The organism is Lysobacter sp. DMC104, assembly GCF_056313665.1.
Genome location: NZ_JBQUZW010000004.1, coordinates 15,326 through 30,536, shown reverse-complemented (window position 1 = coordinate 30,536; position 15,211 = coordinate 15,326). Strand labels below are relative to the sequence as shown.

The window sequence follows — 15,211 nt, the reverse complement described above, 5'->3', positions numbered from 1 at the left end:
CTTCCGGGAGTCCCGCCATGCCTCGTTCCCCTCTCGCCGGCGCGCTCGCGCTGGCCTGCGCCCTGGTTCCCGCACTTGTTCCCGCCATCGCGTCCGCCGCGGATTCGACGCCCGATTACGCGCTCGACTGCGGCCAGGTCTTCGACAGCCGCAGCGGCAAGCTGATCGGCCCGCGCACGATCGTCGTGCGCGCCGGCAAGATCGCGGAAGTGCTGTCGGGCCGCAGCGAACCGGTGGCGAACGCGACCCGCATCGACCTCTCCGGCCAGACCTGCACGCCCGGCTGGACCGATCTGCACGTGCACCTCAGCGACCAGTCCAGCCCGAAGAGCTACGAAGAGGAATTCCGGCTCGACCAGGTCGACTTCGCGCTGCGCGGCGTGGCGTTCGCCCGACGCACGCTGATGGCCGGCTTCACCAGCGTGCGCGACCTCGGCGGCACGCCGGCGCTGCACATCCGCGATGCCGTGAACCAGGGCCTGATCCCGGGCCCGCGCATCTGGGCCGCGGGCACCGCCATCGCCACCACCGGCGGCCACGCCGACCCCACCAACGGTTACAACGCGACGCTGTCGCACCTCGTCGGCCCGCCCGGCCCCACCGAGGGCGTGATCAACTCCGTCGACGAAGCCCGCCAGGCCGTGCGCCAGCGCTACAAGGACGGCAGCGACGTCATCAAGATCACCGCCACCGGCGGCGTGCTGAGCTACGCACGCTCCGGCGATGCACCGCAGTTCACGGTCGACGAGATCCGCTCGGTCGTCGACACCGCGAAGGACTACGGCTACCGCGTCGCCGCGCACGCGCACGGCGCCGAAGGCATGAAGCGCGCGGTGCTCGCGGGCGTGACCAGCATCGAGCACGGCACGTACATGAACGACGAGATCATGGCGCTGATGAAGCAGAAGGGCACGTGGTACGTGCCGACGATCACCGCCGGCCGCTTCGTCGCCGACAAGGCGAAGATCGACGGCTATTTCCCCGAGGTCATCCGCCCGAAGGCCGCGCGCATCGGCGCGCTGATCCAGGACACCGCGGCGAAGGCGTACAAGGCCGGCGTGAAGATCGCCTTCGGCACCGACATGGGCGTGGGTCCGCACGGCGAGAACGCCCGTGAATTCGGGTACATGGTCGACGCCGGCATCCCGGCGTCGTACGCGCTGCAATCGGCCACGTTCTACGCCGCGCAGGTGCTGGGCGTGGACGACCAGGGCGTGATCGAACCGGGCAAGCGCGCCGACATCGTGGCGGTGCCCGGCGACCCGCTGGCGGACATCGCGGTGACGATGCAGGTCGACTTCGTGATGAAGGACGGCGTGATCTATCGCGACGATCACGGCCGCGACGACCGCGACCACGACGCGGAGGCGCGCTGATGTCGATGGAATGGGCCGGTTACGTGGCGGCGACGATGACCACGCTGTCGTTCGTGCCGCAGGCGGTGAAGACCATCCGCAGCCGCGACACCAGCGGGCTCTCGCTGGGCATGTACGTGGTGTTCACCGTCGGCGTCGCGATGTGGCTGGTCTACGGCATCGCGCTGCACTCGATCCCGATGATCCTTGCGAACGTGGTGACCTTCCTGCTGTCGGCAACGATCCTCGGCCTGAAGCTCAAGCACGGCTAGGCGGCAGGCGGCCTGCGATCCAGGCCGTCCACGCCAGCCACAGGCCGAACGCCAGGCGTTCGGCCAGCGCCGGTGCGACCAACGCCCCGCCCGCGACCGCGCAGGCGGGCAGGAGCAGCGCAGCCGCTCCGGTGACGCGTCGCCCGCGGACGCCGTGCGTCATCGCCCACGACAGGCCGCCGACGGCGAAAGCCAGCCACCACAGCGTCCATGCCGCGCCATGCAGCCCGGTGGCGAGGCCGTCCGGCTGGCGCGGATCGAGTGGCCACACGCCCTGCGCCGCGAACGCCACCGCCGACAACCACAGCACCTGCGTGCCGATCCGCGCCGTCCAGCGCGCCGACGACGGCAGCGCCGCACGCAGCGGCCACAGCGCGATCGCGACCAGCACGCCGCAGAGCCCGAAACCGGCGACGTTGAACCACACCGCTCCGGGCATGCCGATCGCGCCCAGCCAGGCCAGCGGATGCCCCGACTGCACGAATCCGGTCGCGCGCACGGCCGGCGATGCGCCGCAGGCCAGCGACACCGCGACGAACAGCGGCAGCGCGATGCGACCGGCGAGGATCGGCCAGCGGGACGAGGACGATGACGACATCGGGGCTCCGGTCGAATGAATCCGGTCGGACAGCACCATGCAGGCCGCCGTGACGGGGGCGGCAGTATAGCCACGCCATCGCGGCGAACCGCCGCATCCTGCGGTCTTCTGCCGCGATCGCGCCTTGGAATCCCGCGCCGCCGCCGCCATGATGACGGCCCCCGCCGACGGAATCCGCCATGACCGCCCTCCACGTCTTCGACGCCACCGCACAGAACTTCGAGGCCGAAGTCCTGCAGCGATCCCTGCAGACGCCCGTGCTGATCGATTTCTGGGCGGACTGGTGCCAGCCGTGCAAGACGCTGGGACCGATCCTGGAAAAGCTGGCCGAGGAGTTCGGCGGCGCGTTCCGGCTGGCGAAGGTCGACGTGGAAGCCGAGCAGGAACTGGGCGCGGCGTTCCAGATCCGGTCGATCCCGACCGTCGTGCTGGTGAAGGACGGGCAGCTCGTGGACGGTTTCCAGGGCGCCCTGCCCGAGGGCCAGCTGCGCGAGTTCCTGAAGCACCACGGCATCGAGCCCAGTGCCGTCGAACCCGCCGAAGCGGAAGTCGCCGAGCCGGCCGCCATCGACCCGCAGGCCGAGGTCGCGCGCCTGCGCGAAGCCCTGGCCGCCGAGCCCGACAAGGGCGAACTCAAGCTCGATCTTGCGCTCGCCCTGCTCCAGGCCGGCGTCGCCGACGAGGCCGAACGCCTGCTCGACGCCCTGCCCGCCAACCTCGCCACCGACGACCGCGCCGTGCGCGCCCGCGCCCGCCTTGGCTTCGCGACCCTGCTGAAGGACGCGCCGTCCGTCGACGCGCTGCAGGCCGCGATCGACGCCGACGCCGGCGACCTGCGCGCCCGCCACCTGCTGGGCGTGCGCCATCTCGTGGCCGGCCGTTCCGAGGAAGGCCTGGAGCAGTTCATCGAGATGCTGCGCCGCGACCGCACCTTCGACGACGGCCTGCCGCGCAAGGCGTTGATCGACGCGTTCCGGGTGATCGAGGACGAAGACCTCGTCGGTCGCTACCGCCGGAAGATGTCGGCGCTGCTGCTGGTCTGACCGGCGATGCCGCGTGCCCTGTCGCCGCGCACCTTGCGGCGCATCCTGAATCTCTGGCCGCCCTACCTGTTTGCCGGCGTGCGCGTGCGCAGCATCGGCGAGGACTGGCGCAGCGCCGAAGTCGAACTGCGCGCGCACTGGTGGAACCGCAACTACGTCGGCACGCACTTCGGCGGCAGCCTGTTTTCGATGACCGATCCGTTCTGGATGTTGCTCGCGATCCACGCGCTGGGTCGCGACTACATCGTCTGGGACAAGGCCGGCGAGATCGTGTTCCGCAAGCCCGGGCGCGGCACCGTGCGCGCCCGCTTCGCGCTGGACGACACGACGCTCGACACCATCCGCACCGCGACCGCCGGCGGCGAGAAATACCTGCACTGGTTCGATACCGACGTGGTCGACGCTTCGGGCGAGGTCGTCGCCCGCACGCGTAAGCAGCTCTACATCCGCCGCAAGCGCCGCGACGCGGACACGGCGCAGACGACAGCCGATTAGTGCGACGCCGCCTGGAAATACGGCGGCAGCGGCACCCGCCAGCACGGTTCGTCGGGACGCACGCGGTAACTGTCGAGGCATAGCGCGCGGCCGTCGTCGATCAGGCGAAGCTTCCGCGAGGCCGCGCCGATCGCGGCATGCCGCGCTTCGAGACGTTCCAGCACCGGGCCCGTGTCCGACGCTTCGGCGCGAAGACGCAACAGTTCGGCGACGAGGCGGATGCGCGCGTTCGTGTCCTCGATCTGCGCGGCGTAGTCGTTGTCGCCGGACTTCGCGATTTCGCCGAGGATGCAGCCGGCAACGTCTGAGGCACACTCCAGCCGCACGAACGACATCTCCGGGGGATGGACGACCTTGAAGCGGACGTCCGCCCGGATCTTCGCGGTGGTCTCCGGCGCGCAAAACGGCAAAAGCCGCATCGCCTGCTCGGCGACGGCCATGTCCTCGTCGAACATCAGCGGATCGGAGACGCGATGCACCAGGCCCGACGTCGCACGCTGTCGCAAGGCGCTTGAAGTGCTGGAGCGCACGTAGGCGAACTCGCCGCGAGCGGCATCGCACAGCGAGAACTCGCCCGCCGTCGGCGGTGCGAAGGCCGCCTCGCACGACGATGGCAGCACGAAGTCGCGCGGCACCTGCGCCAGCATCGACAGGAACAGGTCGGCATAGCTCGCGCGGACATGCCCGGCGGCCACGAGGCGCGCGATCAGGGTGTCGCTGTTCGCGCCGAGCCGCCGCCACGTCGCGATCGCCCGGCAGGCGCCGTCGAAGGCGACCTCGCGCCGTCCCTGGACGAAATCGAGCGCATAGCGGGTGCGCAGCTGGCCGCCGTTCTGGAGATGCTGCGGCAACGGCATCGCGGCGGGATAGCCGAACGGGTCGCGCAAGCCGGCATAGGCCGACAGCGATTCCATCCGGTCGAACCAGTCGCGGTGGCGGGCGACCACATCGGCGTAGGCCGCGGGATCGGCCTGCACCTGCGCCAGGCATTCGCGGCCAGAGGCGCACAGGTGTTCGCGGTCCGCCTCGGACAGCGTGTCCGGGTAACGTCCGACCGCCACGCTCGCCGGCTCGGACAGCGCGGCCGCGTCCCTGGCGGTGGCCTTCCAGCGGCGCACGTCCTCGGCGAAGACCGCGTCCCGTTCCCCCGCCGGGATGGCGTAGGCCAGCTGCCACAGCGTTTGGAACGCGTTCGGCCCGTTCAGCGCCGGCAGGGCGGACAGTTCGACCACGGCCGCCCGCTGGGCCGGGCTCGGGCCGCGGATCCTCGAAACGGTCCACAGCGCGACGCCCACGAATGTGACGGCCACCGCGGTGCCGCCTAGGACCATTGCCCATTTCCGCATGCCCCGCTCCCTCGCGTTCGAAAGGATGAGAATCCCGTCATGGATCGGGCGGGAAGGGCCGATTCCCGACGCCGTCCCGGGCGGGTATCCTCGCAGGTGAAACAGGGGAAAATCGAGATGGGATCGACGCGAACGGAGCCTCAGGAGGGCATGCCGGATATCGCCGGGTATCGGCTGATCCGCGTGCTTGGCTATGGCGGCATGTCCACCGTGTACCTCGGCCAGCAGCTGTCGCTGGGCCGGGACGTGGCGATCAAGGTCATGCGCCAGGAAGTGGTGACCGACGAAACCGGCCGTCGCCGGTTCGAGAACGAGGCCCGCACCATCGCCCGCCTCGACCATCCGCACATCGTCCGCATCCACGAGGTCGGTCGCACTGCCGAGGGCCAGCCCTACTACGTCATGCCGGTGTTCCCGCGCGGCCATCTCGGCCGGCGCAATCTCACCCGCGACGAGAGCCGGGTGCGCGAGATCCTCGAAGTCCTGCTGTCGGCGCTGGCCTACGCCCACGGCCGCGGCGTGGTGCATCGCGACGTGAAGGCCGAGAACGTGCTGTTCGACGAAGCCGAGCGGCCGATGCTGACCGACTTCGGCATCGCCCTGCGCCGCGGCTACGGCGCGCGCGTGACCACCGCCGGCGTCGCCGTCGGCAGCACCGCGTACATGGCGCCGGAGCAGGCCCGCGGCGGCGACGTCGACCTGCGTGCCGACCTCTACAGCCTGGGCGTGCTGGCCTGGGAAATGCTTACCGGCAGTCTGCCGTACAAGGCCCACGACGGCCTGTCGATGGCACTGAAGCACGTGCAGGACCCGATCCCGCGCCTGCCTGCACACCTCGCGCAGTGGCAGCGGTTCTTCGACCGCGCCCTCGGCAAGACCCCGGGCGAACGCTTCACCGACGCGCAGGACATGCTCGATGCCATGCGCGCCGTGCCGCATGCACAGAAGCAGCCGCTGCGCGCGGCCTTCGCGCGCCTGCGCAGCCGCACCGGCGCACGCCAGCTGGCGATCGCGGCGGTCGTCGTGGCCGCGCTCGCGGGCGGTATCGCCGGGCTGGTGCGACTGGACGAACGCAACAGCCAGCGCGCGCTGGCGGCGATCGCGCCCGGGCCGCACGCTGCCGCAACGGCCACGCCCGGCAGCGCCGGCCTCGATCCCACGCTCGGCGCGCCGGAGATCGATCCCACCGAGTCGCTGCTGCGCGCCGCGCCGGACTCCGCCGCCCAGGGGTTGATGGACGATGCCAAGCGCCAGTTGCAGCAGCGCCGGCTGATCGCGCCGGCCGGCGACAACGCCTACGAAAGCGTCATGGCCGCCTGGCGCACCGATCCCAGCCACCTCGGCCTGCAGGATGTCAGCAACCGCGTGTTCGCCGCGCTGGGCGACGAAGCCGAGCAACACCTCGGCAAGGCCGAGGAACCGCTGCTGCGCGACCTGCTGAGCCGCATGACCCGTCTCGCCGAACAGGACCGCGAGCGCGGCGCGGCGCAGATGACCCAGATGCGCAAGCGGCTGTCGACGACGCTGACGGCGCGGCTCGACCAGGCCCAGGCCAAGTCCGACAAGGCTGCCGCGCAGCGCCTGCTGGCCTCGGCGCGCAGCATCGGCATCGATGGCGCGCAACTCGCGTCGCTGCAGTCCCGCGTCGGCAAGATCGCGCAGCCGGGCGATCGACTGGCCGACACCACGGGTGACATGACGCTGGTGCAGGCCGGGGGCAAGCTGGTCGCAGTGTCGCGCTCGTCGATCAGCCGTGCCGAGTACGCCGAATTCGCGAAGGCCACCAACCGTGCGGCGTCGCTGTGCCGCGAGAAGGCGTCGCTGCTGCGGGTGCTGGCGCCGCGCACCTGGGACGCGCCGGGCTTCGACCAGAGCACCAGCCATCCCGTGGTCTGCGTGTCCTGGCAGGACGCCGAGGCGTATGCCCGCTGGCAGAGCGGGCGCGGCCGCTACCACTATCGACTGCCCACCGCCGCCGAGGCGCAGGCTGCGGCCCGCAACGACAGCGGCAAGCCCGTGGCCGAGTGGCTGAGCGACTGCGCCGGCGGCAGTTGCGTGCGGCACATGACCTCCGGGCGCAGTTGGCGCGGCGCCGGCGGCGGCCGCCCGCTGGAGGCCGCCCGCGGCTACGACGACGTGAGCTTCCGGCTGGTTCGCGAGATGTGATCGGCGCGGGTGCCGCGTCGAGACGGCGGGCCAAGGCCCGCCCTACAATCCCCGCATGTCCACGCCTCCCACGTTCGGCCGCCGGTTGCAGGGCCTGTTCATCGCCGGATTGCTCACCCTGTTGCCGATCTGGCTGACGTGGGTGGTGATCAAGTTCGTGTTCGTGATGCTGTCGGACCTCAGCAGGCCGTTCATCGATCCGCTGCTGCAATCGCTGGCGCTGTCGTCTCCGAAGACGCTGGGCTGGCTGGCGCAGGCGTGGGTGAAGACCGCCCTCGGGCTGATCGCCACCGTCGGCACCGTACTGGTCGCCGGCTGGCTGACCCGGCGCGTGCTGGGCCAGCGCCTGCTGGGCTGGTTCGAGGCGCTGATCGGGCGCATCCCGCTGGCCAGCACCGTCTACGGCAGCGCGCGCAAGCTGCTGGACATCCTGCAGACCAAGCCCGACGGTACCCAGCGCGTGGTGCTGATCGACTTCCCGCACCACGACATGAAGACGCTGGGCTTCGTCACCCGCGTGATGCGCGAGGCTGGCACCGGGCGCGAACTGGCCGCGGTCTACGTCCCGACCACGCCGAACCCGACGTCCGGCTATCTGGAGATCGTGCCGGTGGAGCGCATGACCCCGACCGACTGGACCGTGGACCAGGCGATGAACTTCATCATCAGCGGCGGTGCCGTGGCGCCGGAGACCATCCCCTTCACGCCGCCGGCCGCCGCAGCGGCCGCATCCGCGACCACGGAGCAGACGCCCGCATGAGCGCACATCTCCTGCACGACCGTGCGACCCGGCTGTTCATCGCGCTCGCCGCGTTCTTCTGCGTCAACGCCGTGCTGGCCGAATTCATCGGTGTGAAGATCTTCGCGCTGGAAGACACGCTGGGCATCGCGCCGCTGGAGTGGAACCTGTTCGGCCAGACCGGTTCGCTGAGCTTCACCGCCGGCACGCTGCTGTGGCCGATCGTGTTCGTGTTCACCGACGTGATCAACGAATTCTTCGGCACCCGCGGCGTGCGCATGATCTCGTGGATCGCGGTGGTGCTGATCCTGTATGCCTTCCTGTTCGCGTTCGCGGCGATCCATCTCTCGCCCGCAGGCTGGTGGGTCGAGGCGGTGCAGACGCAGGGCGTGCCCGATTACCAGAAAGCCTACGCCGCCGTGTTCGGCCAGGGCCTGTGGACCATCGCCGGTTCGGTGCTCGCGTTCCTGCTTGGCCAGCTGATCGACGTGTCGGTGTTCCACCGCATCCGCCGCCTCACCGGCGAGCGCCACGTCTGGCTGCGCGCGACGGGTTCCACGGCGGTGTCGCAGCTCGTCGACAGTTTCGTGGTGCTCTACATCGCGTTCGTGCTCGGTCCGCAGCACTGGCCGATGTCGCTGTTCCTCGCGGTCAGCAGCGTGAACTACGCCTACAAGATGCTGGCCGCGGTCGCGCTGATCCCGCTGCTGTACGTGATGCGCCGCGCGATCGACGCCTACCTCGGCAAGGAACGCGCCGAACAACTGCGCCACCAGGCCGCGCACTGATCGACGGCGTTGCCGGACCTTGCCGGTCTTGGCGCTTCGGCACCCCGGTCCCCGCAGTGACCTTTGGCCGATGCCGCGACCGGCGATTCGCGCGACCCTCCCCGGGCTTCCATCGACCTGCGGCCGCACCCTGCCCGCAGGCGCGTTCCTTCCACGCCCGGAGTCTCCCATGTCCTCGAACGCTTCCGCCCGCCGGCCCGCGCTGCTCGCGCTCGCCGTCGCGGTGGTGCTGGCCAGTGCCAGCGCCCTGCCCGTTTCCGCCTTCGCTGCCGCCCCCGCGCAGGCGACCGCCGCCGAATCCAGGGCGCAGCAGCTGAATCGCCTGTACGACGAGTACTGGGAAGAGACGCTCAAGCTCAGCCCGCTGCAGGCCACGTTCCAGGGCGACCCGCGCTACAACGACCAGTTGCCGAACTTCCTCACCGAGGACTACCGCAAGCAGTCGCACGACTTCACCGTGCGCTGGCTCAAGCGCATCGAGGCGGTCGGTCCCGATGGCTTGAGCGGCCAGGATCGTCTGAGCTACGACATCTTCGTGAAGAACGCGAAGGACACGCTGGAAGGCGAGCAGTTCCCCGGCTACCTGATGCCGATGAACCAGTTCACCAACCTCGCCGGCTTCGCCGCGCAGCTGGGCTCCGGCACCGGCGCGCAGCCGTTCAAGACCGTGAAGGATTACGACGACTGGCGCGCCCGCGGCGGCAAGATGCCGGCGATCTTCGACCAGGCCATCGTCAACATGCGCGAAGGCATGCGCACCGGCGTGGTGCAGCCGAAGGCACTGATGGTGAAGGTGCTGCCGCAGTTCGACGCGCTGATCAACGACGATCCCGAGAAGACCCTGTTCTGGGGACCGATCAGGAACCTGCCGGCCACCTTCTCCGACGCCGACAAGGCGCGCATCACCGCCGAATACCGCACGATGATCGCGCAGGAGATCATGCCGGCGTTCAAGCGCATGCGCGACTTCATCGCCAAGGACTACCTGCCCGCCTGCCGCGACAGCGCCGGCATGGAAGGCCTGCCCAACGGCAAGGCGTGGTACGCGTTCAACGCCTACCAGAGCATGTCGATCCGCCGCTCGCCGGAGGAAGTGCACAAGATCGGCCTGAGCGAGGTCGCGCGCATCCACGACGAGATGCGCAAGGTGATGGCGGAGGTCGGCTTCAAGGGCACGCTGCAGGAATTCTTCCAGTACCTCAACACCGACAAGAAGTTCGACTTCGCCTCCGAAGACGCGCTGCTCGCGCATTACCGCAGCATCGAAGCCAAGCTCGAACCCGGCCTCAAGCGCGAGTTCCGCCTGATGCCGAAGGCCGGCTTCGAGATCCGCCCGGTCGAAGCGTTCCGCGCGCAGTCCGCTGCCGGCGGCGAATACCAGTCGCCGAGCGAAGACGGCAGCCGTCCGGGCATCTTCTACGTGAACACCTACGACCTGCCCAGCCGCAAGACCTGGGACAGCGAGGACCTGTTCCTGCACGAAGCCAAGCCCGGCCATCACTTCCAGATCGCGATCCAGCAGGAGCTCACGGGCATCCCGAAGTTCCGCCGCTTCGGCGGCGAGACCGCGTTCGCCGAAGGCTGGGGCCTGTATTCGGAGACGATCGGCAAGGAGCTGGGCATGCTCGACGATCCGTACATGTACGTCGGCATGCTGCAGAACGAACTGTGGCGCGCGATCCGCCTCGTGGTCGACACCGGCTTCCACAGCAAGGGCTGGACCCGCGACCAGGTGATCGCCTACATGCGCGAGAACTCGGCGGTAAGCGAAGTCGATGCCGTTGCCGAAGCCGAACGCTACATGGCCATTCCCGGCCAGGCGCTGGCGTACAAGACCGGCCAGATGAAGATCACCGAACTGCGCGCCCGCACCGAGAAGGCGCTGGGCAGCCGCTTCGACATCCGCGCCTTCCACGACGAGATCCTCGGCGACGGCGCGGTGCCGCTGGACATCCTCGACGCCAAGGTCGACCGCTGGATCGAGAGCCAGAAAAAGAAGTGATCGCGATGCGATGACGCAACACGCGAAGGGCGGCTTCGGCCGCCCTTCGTGCGTTCGGGGCTCCAGCATCTTCCTTCTCCCCGCCCGCGGGGAGAAGGTGCCCGAAGGACGGATGAGGGGCGAGACGCGATCGAAAGGCCGTCAATACGCCTTGCTGCTACGTATCGCGCTCAGCCGCTCCGGGGGCGCGAACGTGTCGGGCCGTGCCAGCGTCCAGTAGTCGCGGAACACGGCATGGTCGCTGATGCGGCCGCCGAGCAGTTCGCCGGGTTCGAGGAAGCGGTACAGCACGTTGAGCGAGCGCACTTCGGTCGGCGACACGCGGCGCAGGATGTGCTCCGGACCGAGCTGCGACGGATGTTCCAGCCCCGCGGCGCACAGCATTTCGCGCAGCGCCTTGAGCGTGTGGCGATGGAAGTTGTGCACGCGCGTCGCCTTGTCGGGCACGTCGAGCTTGCGCCAGCGGCTGGCATCCTGCGTCGCGATGCCGGTCGGGCAGCGATCGGTGTGACAACTCTGCGCCTGGATGCAGCCCAGCGCGAACATGAAGCCGCGCGCGGCGTTGCACCAGTCGGCGCCGAGCGCCATCGTGCGTGCGAGATCGAACGCGCTGGTGATGCGCCCCGCCGCGCCGACGCGCACGCGATCGCGCAGACCGAGGCCGACGAGCGTGTTGTGCACCAGCATCAGGCCTTCGTGCATCGGCACGCCGACGTGGTCGATGAATTCCGCCGGCGCGGCGCCGGTGCCGCCCTCGCCGCCGTCGACGACGATGAAATCCGGCAGCAGGCCGGTCTCCTGCATCGCCTTGGCGATCGCGAACCACTCCCACGGATGGCCGATCGCCAGCTTGAAGCCCGCCGGCTTGCCGCCCGACAGCGCACGCATCTTCGCGACGAATTCGAGGAGTTCGATCGGCGTGGAGAACGCCGAATGCCGCGCCGGCGACACGCAGTCCACGCCCTGCTTCACGCCGCGCGTCGCGGCGATCTCGGCACTGACCTTCGCCGCCGGCAACACACCGCCGTGCCCCGGCTTCGCGCCCTGCGACAGCTTCAGCTCGACCATCTTCACCTGCGGGTCGACGGCGTTCGCGGCGAAGCGCTCGTCGCTGAAGGTGCCATCGTCGTTGCGACAGCCGAAATAGCCGCTGCCGACTTCCCAGACCAGATCGCCGCCGTGCTCGCGGTGGTACGGCGAGATCGAACCCTCGCCGGTGTCGTGGTAGAAGCCGCCGCGCTTGGCACCGGCGTTGAGCGCGCGGATCGCATTGGCCGACAGCGCGCCGAAGCTCATCGCCGAGATGTTGAACACGCTGGCGTCGTAGGCCGCGTCGCCGTCACCGCCGATCCGGATGCGGAAATCGTCGGAGGCGATCTTCGTCGGCATCATCGAGTGGTTGATCCACTCGTATTCCTCGCCGTACACGTCCTGCTGGGTGCCGAACGGGCGGGTGTCGTTGACCGACTTCGCACGCTGGTAGACCAAGGCACGCTGCTGGCGCGAGTACGGCACCTCCGCGGTGTCGGACTCGATGAAGTACTGGCGCATCTCCGGGCCGATCGACTCCAGCCCGTAGCGGAAATGGGCGAGGATCGGATAGTTGCGGCGCAGGGTGCTGCGGGTCTGCAGCAGATCCAGTGTGCCGAGCGCGGCCAACGCGGCGAAGATCGCGAACGCCCACCACCAACCGTCGCCGAAGTACGACGCCGCACACAGGGACGACAGGGTGAGGAGCAGGCTGGCGAGATAGGCGGCGTAGCGCGACATGCAGGGCGATCCGGGTCGGGGCGGACGAACGGTGCGGCGCACCGCGCCTTTCCCCGTCGACGCCATCGTCGTTGGTGCCCGGGGCGGGACTCGAACCCGCACGACCTGCGTCGGGGGATTTTAAGTCCCCTGCGTCTACCGTTTCGCCACCCGGGCAAAGTTTTTTAAAACAATTACTTACGTGAAATTCTTGAATCAGAGATCCGGAGCCTGTTGCAGTTGGTGCCCGTAGGGTGCCCGATGTGATGCAGGAAAGGGCTGACTACGAAACCGCTCACTGCGTGTCGCGCTAGTTCCGCACGGGGCGACGTCTCCCCGCTTTGAGTAGCGGGCCGATCTAGAGTCCGTGGTTACTGTATCCGACCTTTGATGTGTTCTGCGTAGGCCGACGGCGTCAGCCCGCCCAACGCCTTCTTTGGCCGCTCCTCGTTGTATTCCCGTCGCCACTGTTCGATCAGCGTCCGTGCGTGCAGCAGGTGGGTGAACCAGTGCTCGTTGAGGCATTCGTCGCGTAGCCGGCCATTGAACGATTCGATGTATGCGTTCTGATTCGGCTTACCCGGCTCGATCAAGCGCAGCTTCACGCCGCGTCCGTGCGCCCAGACCAGCATCGCCTTGCCGCAGAACTCCTTGCCGTTGTCCGTCCGGATCACCTCCGGCAAGCCGCGAACGCGGGCCAGTCGGTCCAGCACACGGACCAGGCCATGGCCCGAGATCGCACGCTCCACCTCGATGCACAACGCCTCGTGCGTCGCGTCATCGACGATCGTCAGACACTTGAGCACACGGCCATCGGCGGTCCGATCGAAGACGAAGTCCATCGACCAGACCTGGTTCGCGCGTGTCGGTCGCACCAGCGGCTGCCGCTGGCCCGGCAACACCTTCTTGCGCTTGCGCCGGCGAACCTGCAACTGCGCCTGCCGGTACAACCGTTCCACGCGCTTGTGGTTCACCATCACCCCCGCCTGCCGCAGTTTCAGATGGATCATCCCCACGCCGTAGCGCCGATGGCGCTGGGCCAGCGCCACGATCCGCTCCCGCAGGTCCACGTCGCGATCGGCACGCGGCGCGTAGCGCAAGGCGCTGGCACTCATGCGCACCACCGACAGCACACGCCGCTCGCTCAGCCCACGATCCACCATCTGCCGCACCAGCACGCGTCGCGCCCGCGCGGTCACCACTTTTTTCGCAACGCCTCCTTGATCACTTCGTTCTCCAGCACCGACTCGGCCAGCAGCTTCTTCAGGCGCGCATTCTCCGCCTCCAGCTCGCGCAGGGGTTTGGCCTCGGACACGCTCATCCCGCCGAATTTGCTCCGCCACTGATAGTACGAGGCCTCGCTGAACCCGTGCCGCCGGCGCAGCTCCTTCACCGCCAGGCCCGCTTCGGCCTCACGCAGAAACCCGATGATCTGCTCTTCGGCAAATCGCTTCTTCACGTCCAATTTCCTCTCTCCGGGGAATTGGACTCCAGATCCGGATGCTACTCAAAAGCGGGGAGACGTCGTCACCTCCCTATTTGCATCCGCAATCGACCGGAACACGCATCATCCGAACAAATAACCGTTCCATGAGTCACCGCACAACAACTATAGTCACGGCGACACCAAGCCACGATTTATCGAACAAGCAAGTCGAACTCGTCAGATGTGACAATTTTCAGCCCCCCATCCGAGCCGAACAGCTTGATCCTGATTCGTGCGCGATGGGTTGATCTTTGCTCCTTTTCACCAGCAGGTATAGCTGGGGATGCGCGGATATCTCGCTCAATATCCAAGACAAAATTCGCCGCCCTTCCATCCTTCAAGAAATGAATCTTTCTCTGCGGCTCAAGCAACCCATCCTCAAGCCGATGCGGATACTCGGCCCACTGCCCGCCCTCGTTTATCTCGACAGAGATAGAGAACTTCACAGCATCCCTTTCGTTGTTTTCTACAGTGATCGCATAAAGCGAGTCGCTCTTCTTGACTGTCTCGACGCGAACCCCACTGGCGGCGCTGGCGCAGCCAGAGAAAAAGAAGATCCACATCGCAACCAAAATCAACTTCACTACTTTCACTTGACCTTCCTACACGCGTCCAGCTCATGCCGCACTACGAACTCTCGCTCCCCAAGGCTCGGCCGCGCGAGCCCTGAAAGTGAACCAGGTCCTACGGATGGGTCGCAGGCTTGAATATCCCATCTTCGGAACATGCGCCATAGGGATCAACAACCTTGAACTGGTTAGAAAAAAGCTCCTGCTTCACTTTCCCATCAACGACAACCCTAAAACGGAAATAGGGTGCCCTATCGCATCGCGGAGCCACACCTTCTGGAAGCAGCGGCGGAGAAATTTCAAGAAAATTCAACACAATCCTGAGCTTCTCCCGTACCTTGGCGTGATGAACAACGGACAACCCTTCGGGCGTACCGTGCTCTATCTCGTAGGGCCACGCGACCCACTCTCCGTCATCAAGTATTTCTGCATTGGAATAGAAATTGACTGGGTCTTTTCCATCGTTCTCCACTTCCAAGATCACGGACTCGTTTCGGTCATACGAGCCCTTCAGGGATTCGTTCAAGAGACGAACCCCCGAAGCATTTGCAGCGCATGCGGGAAGTAGCGTCCACAGCAGAAAAATCGCGACATTCCTCATTT

14 protein-coding genes and 1 tRNA gene are annotated in these 15,211 nt (G+C 67.6%); 8 read left to right on the top strand and 7 right to left on the bottom strand.

Annotated features, from left to right (window positions below; translation table 11 throughout):
- Positions 1 to 17: 17 nt before the first annotated feature.
- Entirely contained in the window at positions 18 to 1,376 is a 1,359-nt protein-coding gene (locus tag ACT53R_RS07045) for a metal-dependent hydrolase family protein (RefSeq protein WP_476171150.1), read from the top strand.
- Positions 1,376 to 1,627 carry a SemiSWEET transporter gene (locus tag ACT53R_RS07040; protein WP_476171149.1) on the top strand — a complete coding sequence of 84 codons (252 nt, stop codon included), beginning with the start codon at positions 1,376 to 1,378 and terminating at the stop codon, positions 1,625 to 1,627. Before ACT53R_RS07045 ends, ACT53R_RS07040 begins: the two co-directional genes overlap by 1 nt.
- On the opposite strand, the gene ACT53R_RS07035 is transcribed toward ACT53R_RS07040, so the two are convergent.
- Positions 1,614 to 2,225, bottom strand: a complete 612-nt coding sequence (locus ACT53R_RS07035) for a hypothetical protein (protein ID WP_476171148.1) — start codon at positions 2,223 to 2,225, stop codon at positions 1,614 to 1,616. The two genes, ACT53R_RS07040 and ACT53R_RS07035, sit on opposite strands and share 14 nt — an antisense overlap.
- Before the next feature lie 179 nt (positions 2,226 to 2,404).
- Between ACT53R_RS07035 and trxA the strand changes: the two genes are divergently transcribed.
- The gene (gene trxA, locus ACT53R_RS07030; RefSeq protein WP_476171147.1) at positions 2,405 to 3,268 is read left to right on the top strand and encodes a thioredoxin; all 864 of its coding nucleotides are present in this window, start codon (positions 2,405 to 2,407) and stop codon (positions 3,266 to 3,268) included.
- Between the two features lie 6 nt (positions 3,269 to 3,274).
- Positions 3,275 to 3,763, top strand: a complete 489-nt coding sequence (locus ACT53R_RS07025; RefSeq protein ID WP_476171146.1) for a DUF4442 domain-containing protein — start codon at positions 3,275 to 3,277, stop codon at positions 3,761 to 3,763.
- On the opposite strand, the gene ACT53R_RS07020 is transcribed toward ACT53R_RS07025, so the two are convergent.
- Positions 3,760 to 5,451, bottom strand: coding sequence for a hypothetical protein (locus tag ACT53R_RS07020; RefSeq protein ID WP_476171145.1), 1,692 nt, complete (start codon positions 5,449 to 5,451; stop codon positions 3,760 to 3,762). The two genes, ACT53R_RS07025 and ACT53R_RS07020, sit on opposite strands and share 4 nt — an antisense overlap.
- On the opposite strand from ACT53R_RS07020, the gene ACT53R_RS07015 reads away from it, so the two are divergent.
- From ACT53R_RS07015 to ACT53R_RS07000, 4 genes are all read left to right on the top strand, one after another.
- Positions 5,338 to 7,275: a bifunctional serine/threonine-protein kinase/formylglycine-generating enzyme family protein gene (locus ACT53R_RS07015; protein ID WP_476171351.1), complete on the top strand. Its 1,938-nt coding sequence runs from the start codon at positions 5,338 to 5,340 to the stop codon at positions 7,273 to 7,275. The two genes, ACT53R_RS07020 and ACT53R_RS07015, sit on opposite strands and share 114 nt — an antisense overlap.
- A 55-nt stretch (positions 7,276 to 7,330) precedes the next feature.
- The gene (locus tag ACT53R_RS07010) at positions 7,331 to 8,035 is read left to right on the top strand and encodes a DUF502 domain-containing protein (RefSeq protein ID WP_476171144.1); all 705 of its coding nucleotides are present in this window, start codon (positions 7,331 to 7,333) and stop codon (positions 8,033 to 8,035) included.
- A complete protein-coding gene (locus ACT53R_RS07005) occupies positions 8,032 to 8,802 on the top strand; it encodes a queuosine precursor transporter (RefSeq protein WP_476171143.1) in 771 nt (256 codons plus the stop codon). Before ACT53R_RS07010 ends, ACT53R_RS07005 begins: the two co-directional genes overlap by 4 nt.
- A gap of 70 nt (positions 8,803 to 8,872) precedes the next feature.
- Positions 8,873 to 10,804, top strand: a complete 1,932-nt coding sequence (locus ACT53R_RS07000) for a DUF885 domain-containing protein (RefSeq protein WP_476171142.1) — start codon at positions 8,873 to 8,875, stop codon at positions 10,802 to 10,804.
- 141 nt (positions 10,805 to 10,945) lie between these two features.
- On the opposite strand, the gene ACT53R_RS06995 is transcribed toward ACT53R_RS07000, so the two are convergent.
- From ACT53R_RS06995 to ACT53R_RS06975, 5 genes are all read right to left on the bottom strand, one after another.
- Entirely contained in the window at positions 10,946 to 12,574 is a 1,629-nt protein-coding gene (locus ACT53R_RS06995; RefSeq protein ID WP_476171141.1) for an FMN-binding glutamate synthase family protein, read from the bottom strand.
- Between the two features lie 72 nt (positions 12,575 to 12,646).
- A tRNA-Leu gene (locus ACT53R_RS06990) sits at positions 12,647 to 12,730 on the bottom strand.
- 194 nt (positions 12,731 to 12,924) lie between these two features.
- Positions 12,925 to 14,012, bottom strand: a protein-coding gene (locus tag ACT53R_RS06985) for an IS3 family transposase (protein ID WP_476171350.1) whose coding sequence is annotated in 2 segments (ribosomal slippage) — positions 12,925 to 13,754 and positions 13,754 to 14,012 — 1,089 coding nt in all. Because the reading frame shifts where the segments join, the coding sequence is not laid out codon by codon here.
- A gap of 179 nt (positions 14,013 to 14,191) precedes the next feature.
- Positions 14,192 to 14,632 (bottom strand): hypothetical protein, encoded by a 441-nt coding sequence (locus ACT53R_RS06980; RefSeq protein ID WP_476171140.1) that lies wholly within the window; start codon positions 14,630 to 14,632, stop codon positions 14,192 to 14,194.
- 91 nt (positions 14,633 to 14,723) lie between these two features.
- On the bottom strand, positions 14,724 to 15,209 hold the full coding sequence (locus ACT53R_RS06975) for a hypothetical protein (RefSeq protein WP_476171139.1): 486 nt from the start codon (positions 15,207 to 15,209) through the stop codon (positions 14,724 to 14,726).
- Between the last annotated feature and the right edge of the window lie 2 nt (positions 15,210 to 15,211).